General features: G+C 68.9%; 17 protein-coding genes. 9 read left to right on the forward strand and 8 right to left on the reverse strand.

The features are described from left to right. The first annotated feature begins 23 nt into the window (after nt 1-23). On the forward strand, nt 24-971 hold the full coding sequence (locus EZ216_RS16085) for a PhoH family protein (RefSeq protein WP_135250797.1): 948 nt from the start codon (nt 24-26) through the stop codon (nt 969-971). Beyond that, nucleotides 958-1,410, forward strand: a complete 453-nt coding sequence (gene ybeY, locus EZ216_RS16090; protein ID WP_135250798.1) for an rRNA maturation RNase YbeY — start codon at nt 958-960, stop codon at nt 1,408-1,410. Before EZ216_RS16085 ends, ybeY begins: the two co-directional genes overlap by 14 nt. Here the strand turns inward: ybeY and dtd are convergent. After that, entirely contained in the window at nt 1,404-1,844 is a 441-nt protein-coding gene (gene dtd, locus EZ216_RS16095) for a D-aminoacyl-tRNA deacylase (protein ID WP_135250799.1), read from the reverse strand. The genes ybeY and dtd overlap by 7 nt on opposite strands. Then, nucleotides 1,841-2,758 (reverse strand): cation diffusion facilitator family transporter, encoded by a 918-nt coding sequence (locus tag EZ216_RS16100; RefSeq protein ID WP_135250800.1) that lies wholly within the window; start codon nt 2,756-2,758, stop codon nt 1,841-1,843. Before EZ216_RS16100 ends, dtd begins: the two co-directional genes overlap by 4 nt. A 42-nt stretch (nt 2,759-2,800) precedes the next feature. Between EZ216_RS16100 and EZ216_RS16105 the strand changes: the two genes are divergently transcribed. The 4 genes from EZ216_RS16105 to EZ216_RS16120 all read left to right on the forward strand — a co-directional run bounded on the left by EZ216_RS16105 (nt 2,801) and on the right by EZ216_RS16120 (nt 6,159). Continuing rightward, nucleotides 2,801-4,249 (forward strand): sensor histidine kinase, encoded by a 1,449-nt coding sequence (locus EZ216_RS16105; protein WP_135250801.1) that lies wholly within the window; start codon nt 2,801-2,803, stop codon nt 4,247-4,249. Beyond that, the gene (locus EZ216_RS16110; protein ID WP_135250802.1) at nt 4,246-4,875 is read left to right on the forward strand and encodes a response regulator transcription factor; all 630 of its coding nucleotides are present in this window, start codon (nt 4,246-4,248) and stop codon (nt 4,873-4,875) included. Before EZ216_RS16105 ends, EZ216_RS16110 begins: the two co-directional genes overlap by 4 nt. Nucleotides 4,876-4,978: 103 nt before the next feature. After that, entirely contained in the window at nt 4,979-5,470 is a 492-nt protein-coding gene (locus tag EZ216_RS16115) for a GlcG/HbpS family heme-binding protein (RefSeq protein WP_135250803.1), read from the forward strand. Continuing rightward, the gene (locus tag EZ216_RS16120; RefSeq protein WP_135250804.1) at nt 5,467-6,159 is read left to right on the forward strand and encodes an ankyrin repeat domain-containing protein; all 693 of its coding nucleotides are present in this window, start codon (nt 5,467-5,469) and stop codon (nt 6,157-6,159) included. The genes EZ216_RS16115 and EZ216_RS16120 overlap by 4 nt, the downstream gene beginning before the upstream one ends. 25 nt (nt 6,160-6,184) lie before the next feature. Here the strand turns inward: EZ216_RS16120 and tyrS are convergent, their stop codons facing one another. Beyond that, nucleotides 6,185-7,420 carry a tyrosine--tRNA ligase gene (gene tyrS, locus EZ216_RS16125; protein WP_135250805.1) on the reverse strand — a complete coding sequence of 412 codons (1,236 nt, stop codon included), beginning with the start codon at nt 7,418-7,420 and terminating at the stop codon, nt 6,185-6,187. Nucleotides 7,421-7,586: 166 nt separating this feature from the next. Between tyrS and EZ216_RS16130 the strand changes: the two genes are divergently transcribed. Beyond that, on the forward strand, nt 7,587-8,948 hold the full coding sequence (locus EZ216_RS16130; protein WP_135250806.1) for a M23 family metallopeptidase: 1,362 nt from the start codon (nt 7,587-7,589) through the stop codon (nt 8,946-8,948). A 25-nt stretch (nt 8,949-8,973) separates the two neighbouring features. After that, nucleotides 8,974-10,074 carry an anhydro-N-acetylmuramic acid kinase gene (locus EZ216_RS16135; RefSeq protein WP_135250807.1) on the forward strand — a complete coding sequence of 367 codons (1,101 nt, stop codon included), beginning with the start codon at nt 8,974-8,976 and terminating at the stop codon, nt 10,072-10,074. On the opposite strand, the gene erpA is transcribed toward EZ216_RS16135, so the two are convergent. The 5 genes from erpA to rplM all read right to left on the reverse strand — a co-directional run bounded on the left by erpA (nt 10,075) and on the right by rplM (nt 12,542). Beyond that, complete coding sequence (gene erpA / locus EZ216_RS16140) at nt 10,075-10,440, reverse strand: iron-sulfur cluster insertion protein ErpA (RefSeq protein WP_135250808.1); 366 nt, start codon at nt 10,438-10,440, stop codon at nt 10,075-10,077. Nucleotides 10,441-10,498: 58 nt separating this feature from the next. Next, nucleotides 10,499-10,894 carry a bactofilin family protein gene (locus EZ216_RS16145; protein ID WP_135250809.1) on the reverse strand — a complete coding sequence of 132 codons (396 nt, stop codon included), beginning with the start codon at nt 10,892-10,894 and terminating at the stop codon, nt 10,499-10,501. Nucleotides 10,895-10,922: 28 nt separating this feature from the next. After that, complete coding sequence (locus tag EZ216_RS16150; RefSeq protein ID WP_135250810.1) at nt 10,923-11,636, reverse strand: DUF6776 family protein; 714 nt, start codon at nt 11,634-11,636, stop codon at nt 10,923-10,925. 82 nt (nt 11,637-11,718) lie between these two features. Next, nucleotides 11,719-12,111 (reverse strand): 30S ribosomal protein S9, encoded by a 393-nt coding sequence (gene rpsI / locus EZ216_RS16155; RefSeq protein WP_135250811.1) that lies wholly within the window; start codon nt 12,109-12,111, stop codon nt 11,719-11,721. A 2-nt stretch (nt 12,112-12,113) separates the two neighbouring features. Next, nucleotides 12,114-12,542 carry a 50S ribosomal protein L13 gene (rplM, locus tag EZ216_RS16160; RefSeq protein ID WP_135250812.1) on the reverse strand — a complete coding sequence of 143 codons (429 nt, stop codon included), beginning with the start codon at nt 12,540-12,542 and terminating at the stop codon, nt 12,114-12,116. Between the two features lie 192 nt (nt 12,543-12,734). On the opposite strand from rplM, the gene EZ216_RS16165 reads away from it, so the two are divergent. Continuing rightward, nucleotides 12,735-13,646 (forward strand): 23S rRNA (adenine(2030)-N(6))-methyltransferase RlmJ, encoded by a 912-nt coding sequence (locus tag EZ216_RS16165; protein WP_135250813.1) that lies wholly within the window; start codon nt 12,735-12,737, stop codon nt 13,644-13,646. The last annotated feature ends 44 nt before the right edge of the window (nt 13,647-13,690 follow it).

Consider the following 13,690-nt stretch of genomic DNA (forward strand, 5'->3'; position numbering starts at 1 on the left):
TGAATGCTCCACGGATTATCAGCTTGATCCTGCGCCACGCCTTTTCGCCCGCGAACAACACCCGCCTCGCCCACCTGTGCGGACCCATGGACGAACACCTGCGGACCATCGAGACCGCGCTGCAGGTGAAGATCGCCCGCCGCCAGGAACACTTCAAGGTCGAAGGCCCGAAGGCGAAGGCCGAGCGCGCCCTCGACGTGCTGCAGGCCATGTACGAGATGGCCGGCCGCCCCATCGCGCCCGACAAGGTGCAGCTGATGGTGGCCGGCGAGCAGGCGATGGACGAGGACGAGGAAGGCGCGCTGGTACTGCACACGCGCCGCAGCGACCTGAAGGCGCGCACGCCCAACCAGAGCGTCTACCTGGACAACATCGCCGGCCACGACATCACCTTCGGCATCGGGCCCGCCGGCACGGGCAAGACCTACCTGGCCGTGGCCTGCGCGGTGGACGCGCTGGAACGCAGCAGCGTGCAGCGCATCGTGCTGACCCGGCCGGCGGTGGAAGCGGGCGAGAAGCTGGGCTTCCTGCCCGGCGACCTGACGCAGAAGGTCGATCCGTACCTGCGGCCGCTGTACGACGCGCTGTACGACCTGATGGGGTTCGAGCGCGTGACCAAGGCTTTCGAGCGCAACGCGCTGGAGATCGCGCCGCTGGCGTTCATGCGCGGCCGCACGCTGAACAACGCCTTCGTCATCCTGGACGAAGCGCAGAACACCACGCCCGAGCAGATGAAGATGTTCCTCACCCGCATCGGCTTCGGCAGCAAGGCGGTGGTGACAGGCGACATCAGCCAGATCGACCTGCCCAAGGGCCAGCTGTCGGGCCTGGTGGATGCGGAACGCGTGCTGCGCCGGGTGAAGGGCATCGCGCACACGCACTTCACCAGCGCCGACGTGGTGCGCCACCCGCTGGTGGCGCGCATCGTGGACGCGTACGACGCGGCGAAGAAGCGCGATGCGGCCGCCTGAGCTGTCGCTGGAGCTGCAGTTCGGCGAGTTCCGCGGCGCGGACAAGCACCGCGCGCTGCTGCGCCCCGCGCGCGTGCGGCGCTGGATGGCGCCCGCGCTGGCGCGCGACGGCGAGATCACCGTGCGCATCGTCGGCGAGGACGAAGGCCGCGAGCTGAACCGCCATTACCGCGGCAAGGACTACGCGACCAACGTGCTGACGTTCGACTACACGGTGGAACCCGTCGTCAGCGCCGACCTGGTGCTGTGCGGGCCCGTGGTGGCGCGTGAAGCCGCCGAACAAGGCAAGACGCTGGAAGCGCACTATGCGCACCTGCTGGTGCACGGCACGCTGCACGCGCAGGGCTACGACCACGAAACCGGCGAGCGCGATGCGCTGGAGATGGAAGCGCTGGAGATCCTGGTGCTGGGGTCGCTGGGGTACGCGAACCCCTATTGAATGCGCACCGGGATGGTCACCGGCCCGTCGTTGACCAGGTGCACCTTCATGTCGGCCTGGAAGCGGCCCGTCTGCACCACCGGATGCGCTTCGCGCGCCTTCGCGACGAAGTAGTCGAACAGCCGCCGCCCTTCCTCGGGCGAAGCGGCATTGCCGAAGCTGGGCCGGTTGCCGCCCGACAAGTCGGCGGCCAGCGTGAACTGGCTGACCACCAGCAGCTCTCCGCCCACGTCCTGCACGCTGCGGTTCATCTTGCCTTCGGCGTCGGAAAAGATGCGCAGCTTCAGCAGCTTGGCCAGCAGCTTGTCGGCCTGCGCCTCGCCATCGCCGCGCTCGGCGCACAGCAACAGCAGCAGGCCGGCGCCTATCTCGCCCACCACTTCGCCTTCCACCACCACGCGGGCTTCGCTCACCCGTTGCACCAGTCCGATCAAATCAGGTCCTTCTCGTCGTAGAAATGCGCTTCCACGTCCATGGGCAGCAGCTGGATGGTGGCGCGAAGGCCGGGCACCGCGCTCATCAGCGCCTGCTCGACGGAACCGCGCACCGCCGCCGCGCGCCGCAGCGTCCATTCCGCGGGCATGTGCATGTGCATGTCCACGAAGCGCCGCGAGCCGGACCGGCGGGTGCTGAGGTGGTCGAACCGGATGGTGGGGTGCTCGAACGACTTCAGCACCTGTTCGATGTCGGCCAGCACCCGGCGCTCCACCCGCTTGTCCATCAAGCCCTGCGAGGAGCGCCACACCAGGCTGCCGCCTTCGCGCAGGATGTTCAGCGCCACGCCGATGGCCACCAGCGGGTCCAGCCACAGCCAGCCCGTCACCGCCACCAGCGCCACGCCGACCACCACGCCGACCGAGGTCCACACGTCGGTCACCAAGTGCCGCGCGTCGGCTTCCAGCGCCATGGAGCGGTGCTGCGCGGCGGACTGGAACATCGCCCAGGCCAGCACGCCGATGAACACGGAGCTGACGACCGACAGCGCCAGGCCGATGCCCAACTGCTCCACCGGGTGAGGATGCAGAAGCCGGTCCACGCCGGTCCACAGGATGGCCAGCGCGGCGATGAAGATGGCCAGGCCTTCGAACGCGGAGGAGAAGTACTCCGCCTTGTGGTGGCCGTACGGGTGCTCGGCGTCAGCGGGCGATTGCGCCACGCGCACCATCACCAGCGCGAACGCGGCGCTGGCCAGGTTGACGACGGACTCCATCGCATCGGACAGCAGGCCGACCGAACCGGTCAGCCACCAGGCCAGCGTCTTCAGCGCGATGGTCAGCACCGCGACGACGATCGACACGCGAAGCCAAGCTTGCGGCGGGATGTTGCGGACGCGTTGGACCAGGCTCATGCACCCGATTGTGCGGCAGGGGTCGTGCCAGAATCGTCGGCGATGAAGCTGAGCGCTCGTGAGTCGTGGCCGTGGATCGCCGCCTGGCTGCTGGCGGCGGCGCTGGGCGCCTGGGTGCTCGGCGTGCAGGAGCGCGACCGCCAGCGCGACGCCTTCGAGAACCAGGCGCGCATCGCGCACCGGCTGCTCAGCCAGCGCGCTTCGCAGCACGACGCCATCCTGGGCACGCTGGCGCTGCTGCAACCCGCGCCCGGTTCGGATGGCCTCGCGCGGTTGCCGGCGCTCTATCCGCAGGTGCTGGCGGTGAAGCAGTTGCCCGCGGGACAAGCCTGGGGCGAAGCCGACCTCGATGCGGCGCAGGCGGAATCGCGCCGCCTGCACCAGCCCGTGCTGGCGCGCGAAGACCTGGCGCACGGCCGCGCCTGGCTGCTGCTCGCGGCCGAACCTGCCAGCTTCGCATTGCAGGTGGACCTGCTTGCCGCCGTGCCCTGGAGCGAGTGGCCCATGTCGCGCGACAGCAGCCCGGTGCGCGTCTCGCTGTCGCAGCAAGGGCATTCGCTGCTGCTGCAGGCCGGCCGCGAAGCGCGGTCGGCGCCCGCTTCGTTCGTGCTGCGCAAGCCGCTGGCCGCGCCCAGCCAGCCGTTCGAATTCGTCGCGCAACGTGACCTCGCCTGGTCCGAATTGCCTTGGGCCGCGTGGGCCTTGTGGTGGTTGGCCAGCGGCGCGGTGGTGCTGGCGCTCGCCGCGTGGCAACGCCAGCGGCTGGCGCGGCAACGTGCGGAGGAGTTGCTTCGCCTGGGCCAGGTGGCGCGGCTGAACACGCTGGGCGAACTGGCCGCGGGCCTTGCCCACGAATTGAACCAGCCGCTCACCGCGCTGCTCGCCAACACGCAAGCCGCTCGACGCCTGCTGCAGGACGAGCCGCCCGCGCTGGACGAAGCGCGCGGGGCGATGTCGCAAGCCGCCGAACAGGCCCGCCGCGCCGCCGATGTGGTGGCGCGCCTTCGCCGAACCATCGAGCGCCCCGGCACGCAAGCCCTTCAGCCGGTCGTGCTGCAGGACGCGGTGCGCAACGCCTTCCACCTGCTCGAACCCGAGTTCCATCGCCGCCACGTCGCCCCGCGCCTGGTCGGCAGCGAACCCGTGCGCGTGCACGCCGAGCCGGTGGCGCTGGAGCAGATCGTGCACAACCTGCTGATGAACGCGCTGCAGGCGCTGGACCAGGTGCCCGCCGCCGAACGCGAGCTGGCCGTGGAAGTGCAAAGCCGGCCCGAAGGCGGCGTGCTCAGCGTGGAAGACAGCGGGCCGGGCATCGCGCCGGAACTGCTGCCGCGCATCTTCGAACCCTTCGTCACCACGCGCGAGCAGGGCCTGGGCCTCGGCCTCTCTCTTTGCGAAAGCCTGGCCGGCGCGATGGGCGGCCGCCTGCAGGCGCAAGCGCGCGCGCCGCGTGGCGCCGCCTTCCTCCTCACCCTGCCCGCCGCCGCATGAACGAAGAGACGCTTTCGCCGCTGGTGCAGCTGGTCGACGACGACGCGGCGGTGCGCGATGCGCTGTCGCTGCTGATCGGCACGGTGGGCCTGCGCGTGAAGGCGTGGGCGGACCCGCAGGCGTTCCTGCGCGAGTTCGACCGCGAGGCGGTCGGCGCCATCGTGCTCGACGTTCGCATGCCCGGCCTGGGCGGCCTCGCGGTGCTGGAGCAACTGGTGGCCGGCGGCGCCGACCAGCCGGTGGTGATGCTCACCGGGCACGGCACGGTGGAGATGTGCCGGCGCGCTTTCAAGGCCGGCGCGGCAGAGTTCCTGGAGAAACCCGTGGACGACGAGCGCCTGCTGGAAGCGCTGCAGCAGGCCATCCGCCAGCACGTGCATTCGCGCGAGCGGCGCCAGGGCGACCGCGAAGCGCGCGAGAAGCACGGCCAGCTGTCGCCGCGCGAGCGCGAGGTGCTGGCGCTGATCGTGGAGGGGCTGACGAACAAGGAGATCGGCAAGGCGCTGGGCCTGTCGCCGCGCACGGTGGAGGCGCACCGCGCCCACCTGTTCGAGAAGCTGGAGGCGCCTTCGCTGGCCCAGCTGATCCGCCGCTACGCGGCGCTGGTGGACGCGGGCACCGCGTAGTTCTACGCATGCCGCGGCGTAGCCGCACGAATGGCGGCGCGGGGGCGCGACTCCTAAAGTGGCGGCACGGCTGGACGACGGCCGCAACCGAAGGAGAACACCAATGAAAGCCAAGACCCTCGCCACCCTCGCCGCCCTGACCGTGATCGCCGGCGCCGCGTCCGCCCAGGCCGTGCGCACCGAGCGCAACATGTCGCTGGACCTGGCCAACCGCGTCGCCGCCAACGCCGTGGCCGCGTGCACCGCCAACAAGTACAACGTCACCGCCACCGTGGTCGACCGCGCCGGCACCGTGCGCGCCGTGCAGCGCGCCGACCTGGCCGGCCCGCACACGCTGGAAGCCAGCCGCCTGAAGGCCTACACGTCGGCATCGGCCAAGAACAACACGCTGGCGATGATGGAAGGCGCGCAGAAGAACCCCGGCGCCGCCAACCTGGTGAACATCCCCGGCTACCTGCTGCTCGGCGGCGGCGTCCCGGTGAAGGTGGGCGACGAAGTGATCGGCGCGGTGGGCGTCGCCGGCGCGCCGGGCGGCAACCTGGATGAGCAGTGCGCGATCGCGGCGCTGGACCAGGTGAAGGACCTGCTGAAATGAAGGCGGCGCTGGCGTCCCTGATGCTGGCCCTGGGCTCGCTGCTGGCCGCCGCGCCGTCTTCGGCCCAGGTCGGGCCTTCGCCGGCGGAAGCCGCGAAGTACACCGGCCTGCATGCCGCCGCGCAGCGCGGCGACGCGGAGGCGATCCGCAAGCTGGCCGCTTCGCACGCCAACCTGGAGGCACGCGACGGCAACGGGCGCACGCCGCTGCACGTCGCCACGTTCGCGCGCCAGCGTGAAGCCATCCGCGCGCTGGCGCAGGCGGGTGCCAAGCTCGACCCGCTGGAGAACGACCGCTACGACGCGGTGACCATCGCGTCGGTGGCCAACGACGAGGAGACGCTCGCGCTGCTGCTGTCGCTGGGCGCCAGCGCGAAGCAGGTGACCAGCCGCTACGACGGCACGGCGCTGATCGCCGCGGCGCACCTGGGGCACGCGGGCGTGGTGCGGCAGTTGATCAAGGCCGGCGCGCCGCTGGACCACGTGAACAACCTGCACTGGACCGCGGTGATTGAGTCCGTCGTGCTGGGCGACGGCGGCCCGCGCCACCAGGACACGCTGAAGGCGCTGCTGGACGCGGGCGCCAGCCAGCAGCTGAAGGACCGGCAGGGCAACACGCCGCTGCAGCTGGCGCGCTCGCGCGGCTACATGGAGATGGCGAAGCTGCTGGAAAAGGCGGGCGCGCGCTGAGGCGGTGCCGCCCGCGCGCCGAGCGTCAGGCCAGGGTCACGCGCGCGAACTTGCGCTTGCCCACCTGCACGACGTAGGTGCCCGCGGCCAGCTTCAAGCCCTTGTCGCTGACGGTGGAGGAGTCGATGCGCACGCCGCCGCCGTCGATCAGCCGGTTGGCTTCGCTGGTGGACGGCGCCAGGCCCGCCTGCTTGAGCAGCGCGCCGATGCCCAGCGGCGCGCCCGAGAGCGTCACTTCCGGGATCTCGTCCGGGATGCCGCCCTTGCTGCGGTTGACGAAATCCTGCTCGGCCGCGTCGGCGGCGGCCGCGTCGTGGAAGCGCGCGGTGATCTCCTTGGCCAGGGCCACCTTGGCATCGCGCGGGTTGCGGCCACCGTCCACTTCCGACTTCAGCTTCGCGATGGCGGCTTCGCTCTGGAACGACAGCAGCATGTACCAGCGCCACATCAGCGTGTCCGAGATCGACATCACCTTGGCGAACATGGTGTTGGCGTCCTCGGTGATGCCGATGTAGTTGTTCTTGCTCTTGCTCATCTTGTCGACGCCGTCCAGGCCTTCGAGCAAGGGCATGGTCAGGATGCACTGGGGCTCCTGGCCGTATTCCTGCTGCAGGTGGCGCCCCATCAGCAGGTTGAATTTCTGGTCGGTGCCGCCGAGCTCCAGGTCGCTCTTCAGCGCGACCGAGTCGTAGCCCTGCATCAGCGGGTACAGGAACTCGTGCACGCTGATGGATCGGCCTTCGGTGAAGCGCTTATGGAAATCGTCGCGCTCCATCATGCGCGCCACCGTGTAGCGGGCGGCCAGCTGGATCATCCCGCGCGCGCCCAGCGGGTCGCTCCATTCGCTGTTGTAGCGAAGCTCGGTCTTCGAGGGGTCGAGGATCTTGTAGGCCTGCGCGCGGTAGGTCTCGGCGTTGGCTTCGATCTGCTCCTTCGTCAGGGGCGGGCGCGTGGTGTTGCGGCCCGAGGGGTCGCCGATCATCGATGTGAAGTCACCGATGAGGAAGATGACGGTGTGGCCCAGGTCTTGCAACTGGCGCAGCTTGTTGAGCACGACCGTGTGGCCCACGTGGATGTCCGGGGCGGTGGGGTCCAGGCCCAGCTTCACCCGCAAAGGGGTGCGGGCGGCTTCGGATTTCGCCAGCTTCGCGACCCACTCGTCCTTCGGGATCAGTTCCTCGCAGCCGCGCAGCGTCACCGCCAGGGCTTCGCGGACACGGTCGGTCACGGGGTGCGCGGTTGTAACAAGTGGTTGATTCATCACGGTTTTTTACTGATCCGACGGGTTGTCACCATCGCTATACTGGCGCCCATTTCGCGGCCGGGGTGATTCTAAAGAGCTGCCCAGTCGAGGCATTCCCGCCGCGCCGCCCACGGGACACACTGCCGGCCGATCCCGGTGTTTCCCGTCACAGAAGGTCCGAGGTTTGAAAAGAAACATCTTTGCCGCTGCCGAAAGCGCCCTGGCCCTCGCCGCCGGGGCATTGCAGCGGCATCCGCGCCAGATCACCGCCGTGGTCGCCGCGCTGTTGCTGGGTGGTGGTGGCGGCGCTTTCGCCGTCGCGTCGTTCGGGCCGGATCCTTCCAGCCTGCCGGTGAGCACGGTGGAAGAAGCGGTGCAGCCCGCGTCCACCCCGCTGTCGGAGCAGGCCGAAGCGCTGGACGCCCACGTCTTCAATCTCTATCGCAGCGACACCGTGCGCACCACCGACACGGTGGACACGCTGCTGGCGCGCCTGGGCGTCAGCGACCCGGCCGCGGCCAACTACCTGCGCCAGGACGGCACCGTGCGCCAGCAGCTGCTGGGGCGCCCGGGCCGCGTGGTTCGCGCCGAGGCGACCGACCAGCACGCGCTGGCCAGCCTCACCGCGCGCTGGGTCGCCGACGATTCCGGCAACTTCCGCCGCCTGGTGGTGGAGAAGGACGCCAAGGGCCAGTTCTCCACCCGCATCGAAAGCGCGCCGCTGCAGGCGGCCGCCCGACTGGGCAGCGGCACCATCCGCACTTCGCTCTTCGCGGCGGTGGACGAGTCGCACATCCCCGACGAAGTGGCGGTGCAGGTGGCCGACATCCTGTCCGCCGAGATCGATTTCCACCGCGGCCTGCGCAAGGGCGACCGCTTCAGCGTGGTGTACGAAGCGCTGGAAGCCGACGGCGAGCCGCTGCGCACCGGCCGCGTGCTGTCGCTGGAGTTCGTCAACAACGGCAAGACCTTCCAGGCAGTCTGGTTCCAGGAACCGGGCACCAAGGGCGGCTACTACACGCTGGACGGCAAGAGCCTTACCAGCTCGTACCTGGCTTCGCCGATGGAGTTCTCGCGCGTCACCAGCGGGTTCGCCAACCGCTTCCATCCGATCCTGAAGCAGTGGAAGGCCCACCTGGGCGTGGACTACGGCGCGCCCACCGGCACGCCGGTGCGTACGGTGGGCGACGGCGTCGTGCAATTCGCGGGCGTGCAGAACGGCTTCGGCAACGTGGTGATGGTCAAGCACAACGGCAGCGACCTCACCGTGTACGCGCACCTGAGCCGCATCGACGTGCGCAATGGGCAGAACGTGTCGCAGGGCCAGCGCATCGGCGCGGTGGGCGCCACCGGCTGGGCGACCGGCCCGCACCTGCACTTCGAGTTCCGCGTCAACGGCGTGCACCAGGACCCCATCCTGGTGGCCAGGCGCGCGCAGAACACGCCGCTGACGGCGTCGGCCAGGCCGGCGTTCGAGCAGCTGGCGAAGTCCATGCGCGCCCAGCTCGCGGCCGCGGCGCTCGCGACGACCGCCAGCGCGGAATAGGCGCGCTGCGCGGCAGAATCGCCGCATGCCCGAACACTTCATCGGCCTGATGTCCGGCACCTCGCTCGACGGGGTGGACGGCGTCGTCGCCACTTTCGACAGCGGCGTGCGCGTGCTGGCCCATGCCACCGCGCCGTTCGATCCCGCGTTGCGCGCCGAATTGCTGGCGCTGAACAAGTCCGGTGAAGATGAGATCCATCGCGGCGAGCTGGCGGCGAATGCGCTGATGCGCGTGTATGCGCAGGTGGTGCACGACCTGCTGCGGCAGTCGAAGCTCACGGCCGGCGACGTGCGCGCGATCGGCGCCCACGGCCAGACCGTGCGGCACCGGCCGCAGGCTTTCGACGGCACCGGCTACACGGTGCAGCTGGCGCAGCCGGCGCTGCTGGCGGAACTGACGGGCATCGACGTGGCGGCCGACTTCCGCACGCGCGACGTTGCGGCGGGCGGCCAGGGCGCGCCGCTGGCGCCGTTCTTCCATCGGGCGATGTTCGGCCGTGCAAGCGAAACGCTGGGGGTGCTGAACATCGGCGGCATCTCCAACCTCACGCTGCTGCGCGCCGACGGCACGCAGCTGGGGTTCGACTGCGGTCCGGGCAATGCGCTGATGGACTCGTGGTGCCTGCGGCACCAGGGCCAGCCCTTCGATCGCGATGGCGCGTGGGCCGCGGGCGGCACGCCGGACCAGGCGCTGCTGAAGTCGATGCTGGCCGAGCCCTACTTCGCGTCGAACCCACCCAAGAGCACCGGACGCGACCTGTTCCACGACGAGTGGCTGGCAGGGCAGCTGAAGTCAAACGTTTCGCCGCAGGACGTGCAGGCGACGCTGGCCGAACTCACCGCGGCCGCCATCGCGCAGGACGTGAAGCGCCACGCGGCCGATTTGCCCAAGCTGGTGGTCTGCGGTGGTGGCGCGCTCAACGGCCACCTGATGCGCCGCCTGCAGGCGCTGCTGCCCGGCACGCGCGTGCTGTCGAGTGAAGAGGAAGGCTTGCCGCCGCTGCAGGTGGAAGCCGCGGCCTTCGCCTGGTTGGCGCGGCAGTGCGTGCGGCGCGAAAAACTGCCCCTCACAAGCACCACGGGCGCCCGAGGCGCCCGTGTGCTTGGAGCTCTTTGGCCCGCCTGATCAGGCGGAGAAGCTGGAGCCGCAGCCGCAGGTGGTGGTGGCATTCGGGTTCTTGATCACGAACTGCGCGCCCTGCAGGTCTTCCTTGTAGTCGATCTCAGCGCCCACCAGGTACTGGTAGCTCATCGCGTCGATCAGCAGCGAGACCCCGTTCTTGCTCATCACGGTGTCGTCGTCATTCGCGATCTCGTCGAACGTGAAGCCGTACTGGAAACCCGAGCAGCCCCCCCCCTGCACGAAAACGCGCAGCTTCAGGTCGGGGTTGCCTTCCTCGGCGATGAGGTCGGCCACCTTCGCCGCGGCGCTGTCGGTGAAGATCAGCGGTGCGGGCATTTCGGTCTGGACGGTTTCGGCGGCGGCGCTCATGAGAATGACTTCCTTGAATGAGACTGGAATGGTACGGCAATCCAGTCGGGTATTGCGGCTACTGGTTGTTTGCCGCCAGCTTCAGTAAGGGCTTTTCCTCGCCCACCGCCAGCGGCTTCAGCTGCCCGGAGATGACGGCGCCCTGGTGCATTTCCAGGGCCCGGTAGGACACATCCCCTTCGATGTGCGCCTTGGGCTGCAGTTCCAGCAATTCGTTGGCGAACACGGGGCCGCGCACGGTGCCGTTGACGATGACGTGGTCGGCGTGGATCTCGCCCTGCACCACCGCGGCTTCGGAGATCACCAGCATGCTGGGCTCTTCGGTCATGGCGCGGATGTCGCCGACGACTTCGCCGTCGACCCGAAGGCCTTCGGTGAACCTGAGGTTGCCTTCCACGCGGCTGCCGTGGGCGATGAGGCTCTTGATCGGGGGTTGCGCTTTCTTGCCGAACATCGGCTACTCCTCTTTGCGTTCCTGCTGATCAGGCCCCGAGCTTGATGCTTTGCACCGCCCGGGTGGCCGTCCCTTCCACCACCTTGGCGGAAACGTTTTTTACCACGACCTGTTGAGGCAGGTCGACCATGCCTTCCAGGCGGCGGTATTGGCGGAACCGAAGGTCCTGCGAGCCGTCCGGGAGGTCCATCATCCAGGGCTTGCCGTCCAGCGTGCCGGCGACCGTGAGCTGGAGCTTGCCGCGGAATTCCGGCGCGTTCTTGACGGGCTGGATCACCAGCACCTGCCATTTCAGCTGCGTGCCGGCCAGCACCTCGGCCTGCAGACCGCGGATGGCGATGCCTTCGTTGCCGCCGGCGGGCATCAGCTTCTCGAAGAAGCCCAGGTCGTCGCGCAGCGCGCGGTTCTCGGCTTCCAGCTGGCGGACCTGCGAGGCCATGCGTTCCTGCGCGGAGCGCTCGGCCGTGATGAGGCTGCCGGAAGTGTTGAGGATGGACTGCGCCTTGTCGCGCTCTTCGCGCAGCCGCGAGACCTCACTGCGCAGCTGCGACAGCTCGGCCTTGGCTTCGCTGTCCAGCCCGGCGATGCTCTTGCCGAATTCGAAAGCCCACAGGCTGATGGCGCCGCAGAAACCCAGCACGATGGCCACCACCGCCCAGCGCAGGGGCCAGGGCATGGCGCTTCGGACCGCGACCCGGGGGGCGCTGATCGTCAGCCGGCGGCGTAACAGCTTCCAACGCATGAGCTAGTTTGTGAGCATGCCACCAACGACAAAGCCGCACCAAGCGAACTTGTGTGCGGCTTTGTAACGCTGAGCTTGCGGTTTAGCGCTTGCTGAACTGCTTGCGGCGGCGCGCGGAGTGCAGGCCGACCTTCTTGCGCTCGACCTCACGGGCGTCGCGCGTGACGAAGCCGGCGGCCGACAGTTGCGGCTTGAGGGCCGCGTCGTAGTCGATCAGCGCGCGGGTGATGCCGTGGCGCACCGCGCCGGCCTGGCCGGATTCACCGCCGCCGTGCACGTTGACCATGACGTCGAACGCTTCGTTGTTGGCGGTCAGCACCAGGGGCTGGCGCGCGATCATGATCGACGTCTGGCGGCCGAAGAACTGCTCGATGTCCTTGCCGTTGATCGTGATCTTGCCGGAGCCCTTCTTCAGGAACACGCGGGCGACGCTGGTCTTGCGCCGGCCGGTGCCGTTGTTCCATTCACCGATCATCTTCAGATCTCCAGGGGCTTCGGTTGCTGGGCGGTGTGCGGGTGCTCGGTGCCGCCGTAGACCTTCAGCTTCTTGATCATGGCGTAGCCCAGCGGGCCCTTGGGCAGCATGCCCTTGACGGCCTTCTCCAGCGCGCGGCCGGGATGCTTGGCCTGCAGGTCGCGGAAGTTGGTCTCGTAGATGCCGCCGGGGAAGCCCGAGTGGCGGTAGTACTTCTTGTTCAGCTCTTTCGTGCCGGTGACACGGAGCTTGGAAGCGTTGATGACGACGATGTAGTCGCCGGTGTCGACGTGAGGCGTGTAGATGGCCTTGTGCTTGCCGCGCAACCGGAGTGCTGCTTCGCTGGCAACACGTCCGAGCACCTTGTCGGTGGCGTCAATCACAAACCACTCGTGCGTCACGTCAGCGGGTTTCGCGCTGAACGTTTTCATGGAAGCTTTCGAGTTGGGTCTGGCGGCCCTTTTCCACGGTCGGTGTTCCTCTTCTGGGAACCTCTTAGGTGGGGTGACCGGATTTCTCCGGCTTCCGTCGCGGGGCCTAGTAGCGCTGCGGAAAGCCTGAGATTCTACGATGAATCAAGGACTTACCGCAAGGAAGCGACGGGCGGCGGGTAGGATACCGGGATGTTCAGTTACCGCCACGCCTTCCACGCCGGCAACCACGCCGACGTTTTCAAGCACGTGGCCTTGCTCGCCATCCTGCGCCACCTCACCCTGAAGGAGGCGCCGCTGTGGGTGATCGACACCCACGCGGGGGCCGGCCTGTACCGGCTGGATGGCGACTACGCCGGCACCTCAGGCGAAGCCATTGACGGCGTGTTCAAGCTTTTCGAGAAAGTGGGCGCTAACAAGACAATGGACGGCCAGCCCCTGGCGCCCGCCGTCGCCGACTACATCGAATTGGTGCAGGCGTTCAACCGCCCCGGCGAGGTGCGCGTCTACCCCGGCTCGCCATTCATCGCCCAGCACGCGCTGCGGTCCGGCGCCGGCTCGCGCGACAAGCTGAAGCTGTTCGAGCTGCATCCCAGCGACAGCCAGGCGCTGGCCGGCAACGTCGCCCAGCTGAAGGCCGGCCGCCAGGTCACGGTGGACCGCCAGGACGGCTTCGAGGCGCTGAAGGCGCTGCTGCCGCCGCCTTCGCGCCGCGCGTTGGTGCTCATCGACCCCAGCTACGAGATCAAGAGCGACTACGCCAAGGTCACCGCGGCGCTGAAGGACGCCCTGCCGCGTTTCGCGACCGGCACCTACGCCGTCTGGTACCCCGTCATCCCGCGCGCCGAGGCGCACGACCTGCCGCGCAAGCTGAAGACGTTGGCCAACCAGGCGCGCAAGCCCTGGCTGCACGCGACTTTCTCGGTGGGCGCGAAGGAAGCGGAGCCCGGCGGCCCGCGCAAGCCCACGCTGAACGCCAGCGGCCTGTTCGTGCTGAACCCGCCGCACACGCTGAAGCCGGCGCTGCAGGCCGCGCTGCCGCAGCTGTTGTCGGTGCTGGGGCGGGGCCGCGGCCAGGGGCAGCAGCTCGAAGCCGGCGGCTGACGCCGGCCGCCGGCGCCGATTCGAGGTGTGCCAGGCGCCGGCAA

The organism is Ramlibacter humi (assembly GCF_004681975.1).
In the GTDB taxonomy this organism is placed as follows: Bacteria; Pseudomonadota; Gammaproteobacteria; order Burkholderiales; family Burkholderiaceae_C; genus Ramlibacter; species Ramlibacter humi.